We start from the raw sequence: 16,672 nt of genomic DNA, 5'->3' as shown, positions 1-16,672 counted from the left end.
TCGATGCGCTTTCGGTGGGCAGCTGAGGAGGAAGCATGGCACCCGTTCCCCGCCGCAGAAGTCGCCTCGTCACACTCGCGATCGCCGTCCTCGCCGGCCTGGCACCGGCCGTGCTGTGGGCGCTGCCCGCACAGGGGGCCGCGACGCTCTACACCGCCTTGGGCGACTCGTACTCCTCGGGCGTCGGCACCCGCACGTACTACTCCGACGGCACCAGCTGCTACCGCTCGCCGTACGCGTATCCGGTCCTCGACGCGAACCAGATCGGAGCCAGCCTCACGTTCGCTGCCTGCTCTGGCGCGAAGGTCGCCGACGTGTCCAACTACCAGCTCGGCAGCCTCAGCTCCTCGACCAGCTACGTCACGCTCACCGTCGGCGGCAACGACGCCGGATTCTCCAACGTCATCACGCAGTGCGCGAAGCCGTGGCCGTACACCTGCTGGGGTGACATCGACAACGCCAACTACTACATCCGAAACACCCTGCCCGGCACCCTGGACACGCTCTACAACAAGATCCGCTCACGGGCACCGTACGCCCGGGTGGTGATCGTCGGGTATCCACGCCTGTTCAACGAGAGCGACTGCCAGTCGCTCTCCCGGATCAGCCCTGGGGAGCAGGCGGCGCTGAACGACACCGCCGATCTGCTGAACCAGACCATCAAGGCCCGTGCAGTCGCGCACTCGTTCCCGTTCGTAGACCCGCGAGCCGCATTCACCGGGCACGCCGTCTGCGACCCCATCGAATGGATCAACGGCCTATCCGACCCGATCAGGGAGTCGTACCACCCGAACCGTGCCGGCCAATCGAGCGGGTACGCCCCGCTGGTCAAGAACGCCTTGCTCAGCACCACGACGGCGGCCGCCGACAAGGCGTAGACACCGCCAGCGGGTACCGGCCGGTGAACGTGTCCGGCCGGTACGCCGCTCCGACGCATCAGGGGGAGGCTAGCGCGAGACGCCCCTATGCCTGGGTCGATCCTCGTCGGTTCGGCGGCCAACATGCGTAGATGGAGCCGAGGATCGCGGCCGGGAGGTCAGCCGTCCAGTGCCGCCCACGGCTGTCCCGACCATTTCCGTTACTAACTCTCGTCGAGCGGCTTCAGGACGGCGGTGACGTCAGGTGGCTGGCCACATCACCTAGGCCAGCTGTCCGGGCATAGCGGAACCTCGGAGGCGCTGCCGTCGCCTTCTCGGACGTATCGATAGTGCACGGTCGAGCTCGCTTGGTCGCTGGCCCCGATGTAGGCCCCTGTTTGCGGGAGTTCGGGAGTATGAGGTAGGGATCCATCATCGTTCGTCTCGACGGGCATGATGCGGCCGTCGATTGGGCCGCCGAGGAACCAGGCCTCTACTGCGGCCATCGATCGTCTCCCTTCTGCTTCCCCCGTTACTGCCCGGGTCGGTCCTCCTGCGCCCGGGGCTGGTCGCCGCTGCCTTCGGCTGGCCGGCACGATCCTGTCACCGGCGTTCTTACCGTAAGCGTCGTCGATACCCGTCGGCGAAGGGCGGTCGCGCGATGCGTGGATTGTCGCCATGATCGATCGGCTTGGGGATGCTGACCTGTCACGAAATCAACGAATCGCGGCCATACTCATTGCAGATCGTCAACGTCCCACCGGATGGCTCTATGCGGCTGGCTCGACTCTTCTCTCATCCTCGTGGCCTGCGGCGCAGCCGCGCAGTGGCTACCGCGATCGCGACGCTCGCTGGGGCGTGGGTCGTCAGCGTGGGCACTACGCCGGCGACGGCCACGCCCCCCGGAATCCCGTCGAAGGCGACCGCGCAGTCGCAGCTCAACGCGCTGATTGTCGCCGCACAGGGCTCCACAACAGGCTACTCGCGGGACCTGTTCCCGCACTGGATCACCGTCAGCGGCAGCTGCAACACCCGCGAGCAGGCCCTCAAGCGCGACGGCACCTCCGTGGTCGTGGACAGCTCCTGCGCGGCCATCTCCGGCCGCTGGTACAGCCCGTACGACGGCGCCACCTGGTACGCCGCCTCCGACGTCGACATCGACCAGGTGGTGCCGTTGGCCGAGGCGTGGCGCTCCGGTGCCAGCTCGTGGACCACCAACCGGCGGCAGAGCTTCGCCAACGACCTGACCCGGCCGCAGCTGATCGCCGTGACCGACAACGTCAACCAGGCCAAGGGTGACCAGGACCCGTCGACCTGGCAGCCGCCGCTGTCGTCCTACCGGTGCACGTACAGCAAGATGTGGATCACCGTGAAGTACAGCTGGGGCTTGACCCTGCAGTCCTCGGAGAAGTCCGCGTTGCAGAGCATGCTCAACACCTGCAACTCCTGACCGCCTGTGCCGGTGTGTCGTGCAGCGCCTGCAGGACCGGCTGGACACCGTGCTGCTCCCGCTGGGAGTCGACGAACTCGACCTTCATCGCGACGGACGGTCCAGCTCCGCCGCGAAGAAGGACGCCGCGGACTTTAGGATCTGGTTCGCCCGCCGCAGCTCACGATTATCCCGCTCCAACTCAGCGATCCTGGCCGCCTCCGACGACGTCGTCCCCGAGCTGGCCCCAGCGTGCCGCAGCCGGGCCACCCCGCGCATGCCGAGGCCGGTCGCGTCGGTCTCGGCCTGCTTCACCCAGGTCCGCAACGCCTCAGGGTGCACACCGAGCTGGTCGCGATCCGCCTGATCGCCCCGCTGTTCGAGGCCGGATCCCGCCTCCCCTCGACCGCCAACCGCGTCGCGCGCTCACGCAACTCGTCCGGGTACTTCTGTGGTGCCGCCATGACAGTGAATCCTCCGGATGTTCGATGTCTCCATCAAACCCGGGGCGGGACAGACTGACCCGGGTCGACGATTTCAGTCGACTGTGTAGGGTGGCTCGGGCACGAGCCCGGATCCGCAGGCCAGGTCCTTGCCGTTCCACCCGCTCGACCACGACAGGCGCCAGATGAGGCAGGAGCGCTACAAGATCAGCGGATCGCACGCGCTCGCCGCGCCGCTTGTGCTGGTTGCGGCCGCCGGGCCGGCAGGGTTCACAGCCGCTATGAGCGTCGGCTCAGCGACGCGGCGGTCGCCGGTCAGCCGGTGGAGATCCGGCTGCGGGTCCGCCGATTCTTCTGCGACACGGCGCTCTGCCCGGTTCGCACGTTCGCTGAGCAGGTCGCGGGGTTGACCTGCCGATACACCCGGCGCAGCCCGCTGCTTCGTCAAACGCTGGAAAAGATCGGGTTGGCGCTGGCCGGTCGGGCAGGCGCCCGGCTGGCCGACCGACTCGGCCTGGTCACCAGCCGAAACAGTGTCCTGAGGCTGGTCCGCGCCCTGCCGGATCCACCGGTCGGAACGCTCACCGCCTTGGGCGTGGATGACTTCGCGCTCCGCCGAGGCCACCGCTACGCGACAGTGCTGGTCGACGTCGAACGCCGCCGACCGATCGACGTCCTACCCGACCGCGAAGCCGGCACCCTCGCCGCCTGGCTCGGACAACACCGCAGCGTGCAGGTCATCTGCCCTCGCCGCAGCTACGGGCACGCGGTCTGTGGGGTGATGCGTTCACTTGGGGAAGCTGGGCCGTGGTCCGCACCGCCGCCGGCTCGGGGGCACAGTGGTACAGCCGCGTCGCGCCCTCGTGGTGGACGTACCGTCGAGGAGTGGATGTGCTGCTGCGCGGCGGGCCGGGTGACGGGCAGCTCGTGCTCGGCGGCGGGGAAACCGTCGTATGGCATGTCTGCCTGTACGAGATCACGACTGAGTACGGCCACCGGCACGGCCGGGACCTGAGGGTCTACCGGCACCGCCCCGACTGCTGCGAGCCCTACGGCCGAGGCGCCGAAGACCGCTGCGAATGACCCGCCCCGCTGGTCCGCCACCCCACCTCGCCACACTATCGAACATGCGTACGATCGCCGGTGTGGAGGTCCGGCGGTGGTGGAACGGGATCTGAGGGCGCCTGGCGCGCCGGGACGTGCGGCTCATCCGCCGAACGCTCTGGACGGCAGCATGGCGATGTCAGTGGGCGGCGGCCAGTGTCGACGTACGGTGCGTTTGGATCGGCCGGTTCGCGCGGCGATCTCCCGGATGCAGATCGGGATCCCCGCCGGTCGGCCAGGTCGCCATTCTCAAGCCCATCGAAACCTCGGCCTTCTCGCAACGCTGGCTGAGGCCCACACCGGCGAGGCACCCACCCCGGCCTCCGTGATGTTGATGTTGAAGAAGTGGTCATCCACCTCGGCCTTGCTGATTGGGCTACGGCCGCCGTAGGCGTGCCGGTTGCCGGTGAACGATCCGCTGCACCTGCCCACCGGCGGGCGCCGCTGTCGCCGGGTAGTCGCCCGGGCAGGTGCGCCCCTAGACTCCCGGTGTCTCGGAGCTCGACAGATGGGAGGTTTCCGTGCGCCGCTGGACGGCCGTCCTGACCCTGATCGTGCTGCTCGCCGGGTGCGGTGGAGGCGAACAGGTCGACCCGCAGGCTCCAGCGCCGGTTTGGCAGAGCGCCGCGCCGGCCACCCCGGCCACCCCGGCCACCCCGGCCGCGCTCACGCCTGCGGAGGCGAAGAGCCGCTACCTGGCGATCGTGGCGCCGTACAACACCGCGTTGGAAGAGCTGGAGGACGCGGCCAACGCCGGGAAACCGTGGCGGACGGTCCGTAGACTGGCCGCCGACGTGGCCCGGACGAACGCGGCGCACGCGGTTGAGCTGCGCGAGACGCTCTGGCCGGCAGAGGTCCGGGCGCCGATGGGCGCACTCCTCAAGGAGAACGACGTCGCGTTACGGCATTGGCGGCGAGCCGGCGAGGCAGCGGACGCCGACGCGCTGATGCGCGAGATCCGCGCAGCAGCGGCGCGCAGCGGAGCCAGGGAGGCCGGCAAAATCCGCACTGCGCTCGGGCTGCCCGCCTACAGGGAAGGCTGACCGCCTGCTGCCCCCAATCGCCGGCCAGATGCGGCCGCCGCAGGTTGCGTCTACGGCAGTGGTGTGCGACTTGCCCGTAATGGGCGGGTTGCGTAGATGAGAGACGGCCACCGCGCGATCCTTCGAGACGGCCAAATCGAACAGCGAGGGGTCCGGTGTTGACGCCGTTTGCGTCAACACCCCTCCCTCGCTGAAGGAGAGTGACGCGCGATGGCCGCATCTGAGAGTGCGAACCCCGTTGACCTGCTGTGCGAGCAGATCGCGGGCGCATCGCCGGACATGTTGCAGGCGATGATCAAAACGTTCGCGCAGGCCGTCATGTCCGCCGAAGCCGACGCGATCTGCGGCGCCTACGGGCAGCGCAGCGACGAGCGGGTCAACTCGCGTAACGGCTACCGGCCCAAAGAGTGGGGACACCCGGGCTGGCACGATCGACTTGGCGATTCCGAAGCTGCGGCAGGGCAGCTACTTCCCGGACTGGTTGCTGACGCACCGCCGGCGAGCTGAGCAGGCCCTGGTGTCGGTCGTGGCAACCTCGCATCTGCTCGGCGTGTCGAACGGCGGGTGGAGAAGCTGGTCGAGCAGCTCGGGATGCGGCAGCTGTCCAAGTCGCAGGTCTCGGAGATGGCCACGCATCTGGACGCGCAGGTGGAGGCGTTCCGCAATCGGCCCTTGGACTCGGGGCAATACACGTTTGTGTGGATGGACGCGGCCGTAAGCGTCAACCAGCACCGCTGCGTTACGCCATAACGCAAGCAGCGCGGGGCATGCAGAACACGGGTCGTGGCGGGGATGGCGTCTCACTCTTCGCCAACACCCTCGCCCCAGCCTGATCCGGCGCCGAGCCCCACGGCCCACCCCTGCCAGGAGCCGCCCCTATGACGACACCTACGCCGTCCCACGGCCGCTTACACGAGGTACCGCTCGACGACACCGCAGTCCTTCCGATTTACCCCCGCCCGTCCCGCTCCCGCCAAGAAGAAGACATTGCCATGGCTGATCGCCGCCGCCGCCATCGTCGTCGGCCTGTGCTGCGGCGGCGCCGTGATTTACACGGCGAATGATGTCTCCGACACGACGCAGCCCACCGCAAGTAACACGACGCCCGGCAAACAGCCTCCTGGACGTCGATGCCAGTCCGGCCCCGTCCGTGACGGAATCGACCGCACCGGATTCCCTAGCGGCAGAGAGCACCGGCAACCCCACGACCACGCGGCCGAAGGTCTCCAATGAGCCAACCCCCACCCGCGCCGCCAGTCCACGACCGGCCTCGACCACCACCCAACCAAAGCCGCCTTCGATCCCGGTGGCTGACCCCCACTTCAAATCCTGTAGAGAGGCGAACGCAGCCGGCTACGGCCCGTACCGAAGGGGCATCGATCCGGAGTACGCCTGGTACCGCGACCGGAACGGCGACGGCCTGGTGTGCGAACGGCAGTAAAGCCTCCACATGACGCAGCGCTGCCGATGGGCGCGACCACGCCAGCCGGAACATGCGACCTCAGGAGTGGCCGCAACCAGTGAGCAGCTCATAGCGACGGTCGCGCGTTGTAGGTGTGCTCCTTTGCTAAGCCGACGATAGGCGGCCAGTTCAGGGCGAACAGGAACGGTGGCCCTGCTGCTGGTGTTGGCAAAGCTGCTCGTCGTCGTCGCCAGCCGGGTGGCGGCCAGGGCCCTGTAGTACCGCACCATCACCCCGCGTTTCCCTGCGGTAGCCGCCCCGCGCCCACCTGCCCGGACTCGCGAACTGCGAGATCAGGCGCGGCGTCAGCGTTCGGTGCTAAGGGCCGTTCCGCTGTCGCCCGAGACCGGGCCTGGTCATGGGACGCCCGCAAGGCGCGTCCCGTCCTTTGCGAATGGCGCGATTCCCACGTGTCGGAGGGTGACGGACTGGCCGCCCTCAGCGACAATTGGCCTTTGTTACTGGGCGACTGGGCGCCAGGCGGAGGGAGTCGCTTGTGACGCGGCGTCGCGGCCGACGACTCGCTCAGCTGATGCTGCGCGGGATGCTCCTGCTCGGGGGCGTCATCGCCGCCTGGTGCGCTTGCGACGCGGTGATGGACGATCCCGCCTACGCCCTCGACGAGCCTCGGCCGGGCATCGCCGGCAACCTGATCGGCGGGGCCGGGACGCTGGTCGACGGTGTCCTCTCACAGCCGCCCACCCCGAATTCAGAGCCCGAAACGGCCGACCCCAGCCAGGCGGGGGCGCACGCGGTGCGCGAGCCGGTGACAGTGACCCCAGGGACCGCCGGCACCAGGATGCCCGCTCGCGGGGAGCCCGACTCGGCGGTGCGGGTTCCGCCCGTTAACCTGTCGCCTGCGGTGACGCCGGTGCGTCCCACAACGGACTGGGCGCCCGGCCCGAGGGTGGCGAGTAGGGTCCAGGCCGTCGCACCGGTGACGCGTCCGGTCGTCAACGCGGTGACTCCGGTAGAGGCGGAGATCCCCGGAGCTAGACTGCTCGAACCCGTTGACGCCGTCGTCCGGCCGGTGGCTGAGCCGATCCTGGCGACACTGGCCCCCGTCCTCGCCCCGGTGTTCGAGGTGACCCGGCCGATCCTCGGCCAACCGCCGGACCCGGCAGTCCCGCCGGGTAATCCGGTGAAACCGCAGCCCGGGCCAGCCGGGGCAGCGCCGGTCACCACCGATCCGGTCACTGCCAGGCACTCCGCTCCGGCGCCAACTATTACCCCGAGGCACCCGGAAGCCCCGTCCCCCGCGCCGCACCGGAAACTGACGGCGCCGGGTGGGAGCGGCGGCGCGCCGGCCGCAGGTACTGCCACCGACGGGACTGGTGGTCCCGGACGCGTCGGTGAGGCCGGCACCGGCGCCCTGACGCCAACCTCGACCGGCAGCGCGATCAGGTCCCCCTCCTCCGGCGCCGGTACGGCGACCGCCGCAGACATCTCCCCGCATCCGTGGACGCCGGACCTGGCCGGCCCGAGCTGCGCTTCGTCCCGGTGCGACACGTTCACCGATCGATCGCCCCAGCCGGGTACCAGACCTGCCTGAGCGTCACCTCGCCGCCGCCTGCAACTGCGACGGCTGACCCAACGGTCACGGCCCGAACAGGCAGCGGGAAAGGCCATCGCCCCGTCGCGGGCACCCACCTCACCAGCTGCCGTCCCGGCACCGCGGTGCTGATCCGCCGTCGGCGAACGGCGGGCACCACCATCGCCCCCCGGCACCTCGATGGTGGCGACGCCGTCCCGTGACCAGAGGACGTTCCCCGCGCTTCCGGTCAGCCGGGTGGCGCTTGTCCTTCGCCGCGTTGATCAGTGACGCGACACGGCACGTCCGTTCAGTGCCGAGCGACTTACCTGACCGCACACCTCGCCTGATGGAACGGCGGCGCTGCCCAGCGGGCAACGACGCCCTCAATTCACGGGAGATTCCCCATGCCACGTATTTCGCCCACGGTCCGCGCCCGCTGGTGCGACAGCGGCGACATCGCCGAACTCGTCGCCGACTCCCTGCACACCTCGGCCACCGCCGGGTGGCTCGTGCCTGATGAGGACCGGCGTCGCTCCGTGCTCACCGCTGTCTCCCGCATCTGGATCGAACACGCCCTCCTCTTCGGCGAGGCTTTCCTCCTCGCTGACGTTTCCGCCGCCGCTGTCTGGTTCCACCGCTATCGTCCCATCCCGCCGCCGGCCAACTACCACCAACGCCTCGCGGCTGCCTGTGGTGACCACCTGGACCGCTTCTGGGCCCTGGACCGCATCTTCAACGCCCACCGTCCCACCGACGCCCACAACCACCTGGCGTTTCTCGCCGCCCCGCCGGCCGTCTGCCGCCACGGCCGCGCGTCCGCCCTGCTCGCTCGCTGCCTCGTCCGGATGGATCGACTTGCACTTCCCGCCTATGCGCAGGCCACCACCGCCGCCGAGGTTGCCCTCTACACCCGGCACGGCTACCTCGCCCACGATCCCTTCGCGCTCCCCGATGACACCACCGTCCACCCGTTGTGGCGCCCGCCGGCAGGGCAGCGTCCCGCCCTGGCTCGATCGTCCAACAGCGGACTGGTGTCGAAGTGAGGGGAGACGCGAGTAACGACGACGTGAACGGGCAGGCTCCTCTCGCGCGTCCACCGATTCGGCGGACGGTGTGATGAGCGACCAGAAGTGGCTGCTGCCGTTGAGCCTCACCCTGCCGCAACCGCACCACGATGCTTTTCACCAGCACAGCGTCGGACTTCGCCACCCCGCGCTTCTGATCATTGTCGTTGACTCACTTTAGAGGTTGATCAGGAGGCTGCATGGACACGGCCATGATCTGGATACCCGCCGGCATCGAACCCAGCGAGCCCGCTGCGGCGAAGTGTCTCGACTACAGCCGTCGGCGCGGTTACCGGTTGGAGGGCATCGTCCGCGGACCGTGGGAGTCGGTGTGCTGGATGGTGATGAACCGTGAGGTGGATGTGGTCATCATCTCCGATATCGCGTACCTACCGGCGGGGCCGACACCACGGATCGAGGTTGCCGCCGACTGCCCGCCCGCCGCATGAACGCTTAGAGGCCGTTCGTCATGGGTGCAGCGGCGACACCGATCGTCAGGGATGGTAGTCGTCGTGGAGAACCACGCGGGAGAACTCGTAGCCGTCTTGGGTACGCCAGTAGTGCAGCCGGCGAGCGGCGGCTGAATCTCGCTGCAGGGCCACCCGCCAGCAGGTCGCGCCATCAGCGCGGCGAACGTAGGGGCTGCCCGCGCGGCCGGTGCGTAGTTGGTGCAGGTCGCGCCCGGCGATGTGCTGAACTTGACCAGTGAGCACTTCGACCACGACGGCTATGATCTTCGCCCTGCTGATGCCCTCAAGCTGTTCGATGGAGTCCAGGAATCCGGGGGCCAGCACATACGTGGCGAGCGGCTTGGCGGCCTTCTCTGCGGCGGGAACGCGCTGCGCCCACTCACAGGTGACCTCGTAGCGGAACTGTTCCTCGGGATCGAGGAAGAGCGGCGCCTCCACAGTCGCAGGCCGGTCGGCGCGGCCCTGCGTGCTCCTGAGCTGCTTGACCAGCCGCTGCCGAGCCAGGTCGGCGCCGCGGTAACGGGTCTGTAGTTGCTCGATAGACCGAGTCGCCCGCGCAAGCTCGGCCTCCAGCTCGGCGGCTCGGGCTCGTAGGCCCGTCAACTCGCCAGCGAGGGCCTTGCGGGTCGCCCGCTCGGCTGCCAACTCGTTGCCCAGTTGTACGACATGCGCCTGCTCCCCCGCTGGCACGGCCTCGGCAGGTCGCGCCATGGCCGGTTGCTGCGGCGGGGGAAGCCGTCGGGCCAGGTCCAACGGCGTCGGCTGCCGCGGTGCCACATTCTGCACGACGCGCCGCGGTGGCGCAGCCAGCGGCGGCGCGGGCGCCGGTGGTGGAGGCGCCGCCACAGCTGGGGGTCGCGGGTCGGGTGGACGTAGCCACGGCGGCCCGCCCGCAAGCAGACTCGGCGCGGGCTTTGGCGCCACCTCGTCATCTACGTCATCGAACCGCAACGACAGCGGCTCGTGCGCGAGGAGGCGGCAGACGACGATCTCCCCGATGCTGAACAGGCCACTCAGCCTGTCGTCCGGGTTGGTGGTGACCGCACCCCGGCCGACCTTGACCGAAAGGCCGGGCAGTAGCCGCACGGTGACCGCGTCATCGGCCACGGCCGCCACCTCAGCCAGAACCACATCACCAATCTGGTATGCCTCGTTGACGCCCGCCAGGGCGCTGGCGACATCGGTGAACCGCAGCGCGGCCCGCAGGTCCAGGCGGCGCGAGACCGGGTCGTAGCTGCCCTCGACCGGCTGCCCCTTGACGAGCACCTGATCCAGGGCAACGCCCGGGATCGTCAATTCCTCCCATACCGTCGCCACCGCCATGTCGTCCAACGTCACCAACGCCCGCGACCCGATGATGCCCTGCACTCGTCCCGACCGATGCTGAACCCCGGGACGAGTAGGCGGTTCGACCAGTCCGGCCGCCAGCGCCGCTTGCAGCGCATCGCTGATCAACTCGTCGGTGATGCGTCTGCGATCCTGGGGTGAGTAGGCGAACCGCAACCTGCTGCGCGCAGGGTTCAGCACCCAACCGTGATCGACCGGGTACACACGCCCCGCACCGCCATACACCTGGGTCCCGGGCGGCATCACCCGCGAGAATGCCCATGAGACGTCGCTCGTGGGCATGAGCACCACCTCAGCCAGCTCGCCGACCGCCTCCTTGATTTCGTCAGGATCACCGAACGGCTCGTCATACCCGGTTGGCAGCGTCAGCACCGCGACCGGCCACCGCCGCCCAGGCGTTAACAACCGGTGCGCAAGCTCGCTGGCCTCCGCCTCTGAGGCGATGCGACGTACCTGCGGCGGCGGGGCGGCAGCGCTGGCCACCTCGGTGATGCCCGACTGTCCCACCAGACCCGACCTCCTACTGACCGGAGCGCAACGATTCCAAAGTCCACAATCGCCGCGCTCCACGAGACCTCAACGGCGGTCAACAAGGCGGCCCACCGGGCCCAGCCGCCTGTCACAGCACCGCAACGCCGATCAGTGTGAGCTCGTCCGCCCCGTCGTCCAAAGGCGCTCCGGCCATCGGCTGCAAGCCCGCGCCGATGATGCCGTGGGCGTCGCGACGCAGCCAGAGCCGTCCGACTGCGGCCTTGCCGTCACGACTGGCCAGAACGACGCGGCCTTCGTAAAGGTCCAGTTGCCCGGAGGCGACTGGCTCGAAGACTTCGCCGGGCGCCTCCGTCACCAGGAAGCGCCGGGGCGCGGCGAGGGCGGGCCCGGTGTCGGCCAGCGATACCCGGAAAGCGCCGACCGGTGCCTGGTCGGGCCTGCCGAGCAGGCGCCCGAGCACGTCGGCGGCTACCCCGCGACGTAGCTGCTCGTGGTAGCGCTCGTTGCGGAACACGCGCAGGCACCGGTAGCAGCTGGTCTCAGAGCCGCACTCGCAGCCGCGGACCCGTCGCACCGCTTGGTCGAGCACGTCGCGCAAGCGCTCGGCGATTCGCTGCACGTGCCCGGCGCCGCCGGGCACGGTGTCGTACAGCATCATGACGCTGCGCCCGGACTCCGTCTGGTACATCGTTGCGTCGATGTCATCGCGGCTGATCTCGAGCGCGATGACGGCGCCCTCCACCAGGCCGTACGCGACTGACCGCCAGGCGCCGTCGTCGAGGCCGTCCGTGGCTGTCCCTTCGATGCTCAGCTCGAGGACATCTGTCTGGTACTTGTGGGCGAGCGACAGGTTCTCCAGCCGGCCTCGGCAGTCTCGGCCGCTGAGGGGGCTCTGGTGGCTGGCGATTCCGTCGATGGTGGGGCGCCCGAAGCCGCAGGTGGCACAGATGAGGAAGCCACGGCCGCCTCCTGCGTCGCTGATGGCGATGAGCTCACCTCTGGCGCCGGCCCGGATGGTGACCGTGCCGCCGGTCAGGTTCAACTTGTCCTCGTAGAGCTCGGCACCGGGTGAGACGACGCAGGTGCTGCCGTGCCAGGCACGGGCGGAGCGCTCCGGCGGTGACGTGAACGTTGTCGGGATCGGCTCCGCGAATCGCGGAACTCTCTGCTGCCAACGTACCTGCTTCCCAGATTGACAGTCTGCCCATGCTCGCGACTCGGATCGCTAATCACGATTGCCCCTCGGATTCGGTGAGGAGCAATTCCCATTCCTTCTCCAGGGCTTCATTGATCCGTTGGTCTCGGGCAATGGCTTCTTTGAACCAGGCGATGGTGGCGGGCGCCATCGCGAGAATCTGGTTGTAGTTGAGGGCGGCCGGGTTCATACCAAACACCAGCCCGGTCTTGAGAAGCGTGCCTGAGGTGGCGATGGTGTGCCCGAGCAGCAGCATGGAGGTGAGTTTGGCGTGCTCCAGCTTCCGTTGCGCTGCGGTACCGCCGGTGGCATAGCTCTTGAGAAGCCAGTACCCGCGGATGACTGCGGACACGACGCCAGGAGTGATGCCCATTGTGAAGAAGTGGCGCAGGTCGTAGCCGTTCGTATACATGTGGCGGGCGACGTCGGTCCAGGGCACCTTGACGCCGGAGGGGCTCAATGCGAACGGGGAATTAATCTGTCCGAGTTGAAGCAGGCTGAAGAACGGGGGCTGCAGGCCGGCAGGGGTGTAGACGTCTGACAGCAGATGGCGCACTTGCTTGATGAACGCGGTGATCAGGTCGACCGGGTCATACTTGGTGGCGACCTGGACCAGCTGCCCTGCCTTGTCGATGTAGGTGCCGGTGCCGTGCATGAGATCTGCCACGCCGAAGAGGAACCCCAGGGCCGGATCGTGGCCGAGGCTCTGGAGCCGATGGGTAGCTGGCCGCATGCCGCTGACCAGGCCCCCGGTGGCCATCGTGGTGGGTGCGTCATAGGGCACTTTGGCCAGCTTCTCGAACCTCTTGAAGAATCGGGCATGGATGTCTTGAGCCCGATCCTTGTCCTTGAGCCACTTGGTGAGGGGCGATCCCGTCTGCTCCTCGCCTAGGAAGGTGGAAGTCTTGGGGATGCGGACGAGGATGATGTCAAGGAGGGTTGCGAGGGCTCCGGCAACCAGGACGACCGTCCAGTCGGTCTTGTCCCAGCTGACGTCGCCATGTTCTTCGGCGTAGCTGCACAGGCTGTGCGCTATCTGGCCGGAGGGAAGAACCTGCTGGAGCGGGTCCCGGGTCAGATCGATGCCCAACAGATCCAATCGGGCTTCGGCAAGCCTGACGAGCTGATTGAAGTCGCCATCAGTCGGGACGATGGGCACGGTGTAACGGGGGTAGCTCGGTGTTTCGACACTCACGGTGGCCACTGCGCTCGACTGGGACTCTTGAGCTGGTACGAGGACGCCCATTGCTTGGAGACGTGCGCGCACCGCGTCGAACTCGGACTCGACCGAGTCCAGGGTGTCGCTGACGCCAAGTTCGCGTTCGAGGACATCCTTGAGGTCGAATTCCACCTGGTCGAACAAGCCCCGCAGTTCGGTCAGCGTGACGGCCTGGTAAGCCACGACCGCGGCAGCAGCCGAAAGCTGATCACCCGACACTGAGCGGCTCCCGCCGTTCAAAGGCCTCCTGACTGGTCTGCAGATTCACCAGGGCCAACTGAAAGGCGGCCAACTCAGCTCTGAGCGTGGCGAGTCGCTCCTCGTTCCTCGTGGTCTGGGTGAGGTGGGCCTCCATCCGGTGACCGAGCCCCGCGATGTCGTCGGTGAGCTCGGCCATCGCCTGCTGGTGATTCTTGATGACTTGCTGAATCAGATGCTCGCGCCGATCTTCTCGTTCACGCTCGTTGGTGGCCAGCACCCAACGCGCCCCCTGATGGACCGCGACCCCGAGAATCACCACGGTGCCGATCCCAGTGACCATCGCGCTCAAGCCCAGCAAGCCGCCGAACCCCAAGGCGGCCAAACCCGAGGTGATTCCCGCCCCGCTGAGCCCGGAGACGCTGCCAGCGAGACTGACCGCGGCGATCGGGGCACCGAACGCCGCCGCCTTGGCAGCAATGTCCTTGGTGGTGGTCTCCAACTGGCTGGTCGTGATCTTGCCGGAAGCAAAGTCCTCTTCCGCAATCACGAACCGTTCGGTCGCCTCCACGACCGTGTCAGCTGACTCGGCGAACACGAGTCCTGCGACCAGCGCGATTCGCTCACGCTCGGCGTCGGCAGCATGCCTGTCAGCACGCGAAATTCGCACCAGATCGCGCACCAGCACCGTGAACACCGGCTCGCGCTGATCCTCCTCGAGGCGGTCGTGCAATTCCCTGGACAGCTCCACCGTGGCGTCAGGGACCCCTGCGTCGCTCGCTGCGGCCCGTTGCGCCCCAGTGATTTCCCTGCGCAACTCCGATCGCGCTTCGCCGTCGAGACCAATCGTCGATGCGAACAGATACAGATTCGCGATCTCGCGAGGATCGAGGAGGCCGTCGACCAGCGCCAAGCTCACCAACACCCGGCAATAGAGCAACTTCCCGTCCGCGCTGAGCGCGGACAAATCGCCGAAATCGGCGGGATTGCGAGACGACCAGGCCGACAGGTCGTCCTTGACTTCTCCGACCTTCGCCATCACCTGCTCGGCGGACTGCTTCACTATCTCCTGTGCATCACCAGCAGCATCAGCGACAAACTGCCTCGCGACGCTCGTGCTGTCGGCAACCATCCGTCCAGCGGCGTCGGCAACGCCCTTCAGCCGTCCAAGCCCAACTTCACGAAGGTCCATCGCCATCCCTTTCACGTCTTTGGCGAAAGGCTATCGGTAGCCACCCACGAGACGACGTCCTCCCAGCGGCCCTAGCGCATGTCCTCATCGGCCAAATTTCGATGCCCTACGGCTGGGGCGCCGCCAGCCTTCGCCGAGCGCCTCTATGCCTGGCGAGCCACCCGGAGCCCGGCCGCCGCCGCGCGGCTCATCTGCACCACGGCTTCGGACAGCCAGGGCACCCTCAACAGGCTCGTCGCGCTGGATGAGTTGTCGCGCTTGGCCGGCGTCGTCACCTCGGCACATCCGCACCCAGGACAGCTTGTCGACCTTGCGGCTGACACCGCGGCGGCGCTGGTCCAGCTGCCCCTGCCACCTGGTGGCCTCGGCATGCCACGCGTTCAGCCTCTTCTGCAGCTCTCCATTCTCAGCGGCAAGCTCCCGCGCCTTGCCGCGAGCTCTAAACAGGGGGATCTCTTCGGGGTCAACCCGGCCGCGTTCGTCGCCTCCACCGACGTGCCCTACCTGCTCTCACAAGGCGGCCCCGGGTCCCCCGCCCCGCTCGTCGCAGCCCTCACCGACGCCGTCCTGCGCGCCGGCGAGCTGCACGCCCGAGCCGCCGCCGGCCGGCGGCTGGACCCGCCGCTGCTGAGCATCCTCGACGAGGCCGCCGACATCTGCCGGCTGCGCCAGCTCCCCAACCTGTACTCGTATTACGGCTCGCACGGCCTGCCGATCATCACAATCCTGCAGTCCTACCCCCAGGGCGTCGACGTGTGGGGGCGCGAGGGCATGCGCAAGCTTTGGTCGGTGGCGAACGTCCGCACCTACGGCGGCGGCGTCGCCGACCCCGTCTGGCTGGAAGAGCTGTCGAAGCTGATCGGCGAGCACGACGTGACGACCCGGTCGACCAGCAGCAGCGGGTCCGGGTGGGGCCAGCGCTCGGTCTCGCACGCCACCCGCCGCCAGCGCATCCTCGACGTTTTCGACCTGCACGCCCTGCCCCGCGGCGGGATGGTCGTCTACGCCTCCGGCGCCCCACCCGCACTCGCCCGCACCGCCCCCTGGCAGGGCGGCCCCTACGCCGCGGCGATCCGCGCGTCGATCGCCAAGCTGGGACCTCACGGGCCGCACCGACTGGACCCTCACGCCGACGCCCCACCGGAGCCCGCCCATGACCACCTCCGCCACCGACCCGGCCGCCGGAGCCGTCGCCGACCTCAGCGCACTGCTCGGCCAGCTCGCCGGCGACCCGGTGCCGGCCCCGCCGGCCGCTGAGCCGTCGGCCGGCGAGCAGGCCGGTGCGGAGCCGGTCTACCGCAACGTGGAAGCGTTCGTCGGGGACTACCTCGCCCACGTGGCGGAGCGGCACCTGGCCTCCGCACCGGACTCCGCGCTGAACTGGTGCCCCGGGGCCGCAGCGCCGCCGAGCTGCAGGCCAAGTCCCGCCACCGGCACCTGGCCACCCTCGGCATCTACGTCCGGCTCGGCGAGGAGACGTCGTCCCCATCACCGCCGAGAACGACGAGCACCACCGGCGGCACCGGCGCTGACCTCGCATCCCACGTACCGGGATCACGGAAAGCGGCGAAGTGGCACCCCGTCGACCCGCCATCGTGAGGCCGTCACCCCAGGTACATACCT

Annotated in this window: 15 protein-coding genes and 2 pseudogenes; 11 read left to right on the top strand and 6 right to left on the bottom strand. The window is 68.5% G+C overall.

Translation table 11 applies throughout. The features are described from left to right. Nucleotides 1-35: 35 nt before the first annotated feature. Entirely contained in the window at nucleotides 36-878 is an 843-nt protein-coding gene (locus V6U79_RS24280; RefSeq protein WP_334520257.1) for an SGNH/GDSL hydrolase family protein, read from the top strand. A gap of 257 nt (nucleotides 879-1,135) precedes the next feature. Here V6U79_RS24280 and V6U79_RS29960 read toward each other — a convergent pair whose 3' ends face one another. After that, on the bottom strand, nucleotides 1,136-1,363 hold the full coding sequence (locus tag V6U79_RS29960; RefSeq protein WP_503629763.1) for a DUF8847 domain-containing protein: 228 nt from the start codon (nucleotides 1,361-1,363) through the stop codon (nucleotides 1,136-1,138). Nucleotides 1,364-1,629: 266 nt separating this feature from the next. On the opposite strand from V6U79_RS29960, the gene V6U79_RS24275 reads away from it, so the two are divergent. Further along, entirely contained in the window at nucleotides 1,630-2,307 is a 678-nt protein-coding gene (locus V6U79_RS24275; protein WP_334615939.1) for a GmrSD restriction endonuclease domain-containing protein, read from the top strand. Between the two features lie 84 nt (nucleotides 2,308-2,391). Here V6U79_RS24275 and V6U79_RS24270 read toward each other — a convergent pair whose 3' ends face one another. Beyond that, nucleotides 2,392-2,613, bottom strand: coding sequence for a transposase (locus V6U79_RS24270; RefSeq protein WP_503629762.1), 222 nt, complete (start codon nucleotides 2,611-2,613; stop codon nucleotides 2,392-2,394). A gap of 207 nt (nucleotides 2,614-2,820) precedes the next feature. On the opposite strand from V6U79_RS24270, the pseudogene V6U79_RS29875 reads away from it, so the two are divergent. From V6U79_RS29875 to V6U79_RS24230, 8 genes and pseudogenes are all read left to right on the top strand, one after another. Continuing rightward, nucleotides 2,821-3,393 (top strand): annotated as a pseudogene (locus V6U79_RS29875) (transposase family protein); the annotation flags it as partial. 221 nt (nucleotides 3,394-3,614) lie between these two features. After that, complete coding sequence (locus V6U79_RS24260; RefSeq protein WP_334520266.1) at nucleotides 3,615-3,812, top strand: hypothetical protein; 198 nt, start codon at nucleotides 3,615-3,617, stop codon at nucleotides 3,810-3,812. Nucleotides 3,813-4,354: 542 nt separating this feature from the next. Then, on the top strand, nucleotides 4,355-4,876 hold the full coding sequence (locus V6U79_RS24255) for a hypothetical protein (protein ID WP_334615936.1): 522 nt from the start codon (nucleotides 4,355-4,357) through the stop codon (nucleotides 4,874-4,876). A 210-nt stretch (nucleotides 4,877-5,086) separates the two neighbouring features. Beyond that, a pseudogene (locus tag V6U79_RS24250) lies at nucleotides 5,087-5,593 on the top strand (transposase); the annotation flags it as partial. A gap of 343 nt (nucleotides 5,594-5,936) precedes the next feature. Further along, complete coding sequence (locus V6U79_RS24245) at nucleotides 5,937-6,317, top strand: excalibur calcium-binding domain-containing protein (protein ID WP_334615935.1); 381 nt, start codon at nucleotides 5,937-5,939, stop codon at nucleotides 6,315-6,317. 1,959 nt (nucleotides 6,318-8,276) lie between these two features. Then, nucleotides 8,277-8,915 (top strand): hypothetical protein, encoded by a 639-nt coding sequence (locus V6U79_RS24240; protein ID WP_334520275.1) that lies wholly within the window; start codon nucleotides 8,277-8,279, stop codon nucleotides 8,913-8,915. Nucleotides 8,916-8,988: 73 nt separating this feature from the next. Then, entirely contained in the window at nucleotides 8,989-9,117 is a 129-nt protein-coding gene (locus V6U79_RS24235) for a hypothetical protein (protein WP_334520278.1), read from the top strand. Nucleotides 9,118-9,136: 19 nt separating this feature from the next. Then, entirely contained in the window at nucleotides 9,137-9,385 is a 249-nt protein-coding gene (locus V6U79_RS24230; RefSeq protein WP_334520281.1) for a hypothetical protein, read from the top strand. Nucleotides 9,386-9,430: 45 nt separating this feature from the next. On the opposite strand, the gene V6U79_RS24225 is transcribed toward V6U79_RS24230, so the two are convergent. The 4 genes from V6U79_RS24225 to V6U79_RS24210 all read right to left on the bottom strand — a co-directional run bounded on the left by V6U79_RS24225 (nucleotide 9,431) and on the right by V6U79_RS24210 (nucleotide 15,055). Further along, on the bottom strand, nucleotides 9,431-11,260 hold the full coding sequence (locus V6U79_RS24225) for a hypothetical protein (protein ID WP_334615934.1): 1,830 nt from the start codon (nucleotides 11,258-11,260) through the stop codon (nucleotides 9,431-9,433). 112 nt (nucleotides 11,261-11,372) lie between these two features. Further along, nucleotides 11,373-12,287, bottom strand: a complete 915-nt coding sequence (locus V6U79_RS24220) for an MrfA Zn-binding domain-containing protein (RefSeq protein WP_334615933.1) — start codon at nucleotides 12,285-12,287, stop codon at nucleotides 11,373-11,375. Nucleotides 12,288-12,474: 187 nt separating this feature from the next. After that, nucleotides 12,475-13,878, bottom strand: coding sequence for a hypothetical protein (locus tag V6U79_RS24215; protein ID WP_334615932.1), 1,404 nt, complete (start codon nucleotides 13,876-13,878; stop codon nucleotides 12,475-12,477). Then, nucleotides 13,868-15,055 (bottom strand): TerB family tellurite resistance protein, encoded by a 1,188-nt coding sequence (locus V6U79_RS24210; RefSeq protein WP_334615931.1) that lies wholly within the window; start codon nucleotides 15,053-15,055, stop codon nucleotides 13,868-13,870. Before V6U79_RS24210 ends, V6U79_RS24215 begins: the two co-directional genes overlap by 11 nt. A gap of 363 nt (nucleotides 15,056-15,418) precedes the next feature. Here V6U79_RS24210 and V6U79_RS24205 point away from each other — a divergent pair, with 363 nt between their 5' ends. After that, nucleotides 15,419-16,306: a type IV secretory system conjugative DNA transfer family protein gene (locus V6U79_RS24205; protein ID WP_334615929.1), complete on the top strand. Its 888-nt coding sequence runs from the start codon at nucleotides 15,419-15,421 to the stop codon at nucleotides 16,304-16,306. Nucleotides 16,307-16,672 lie beyond the last annotated feature (366 nt).

It is taken from the genome of Micromonospora psammae, assembly GCF_036902725.1.
Lineage (GTDB): Bacteria > Actinomycetota > Actinomycetes > Mycobacteriales > Micromonosporaceae > Micromonospora.
This window is presented reverse-complemented; position numbering and strand designations above follow the sequence as displayed.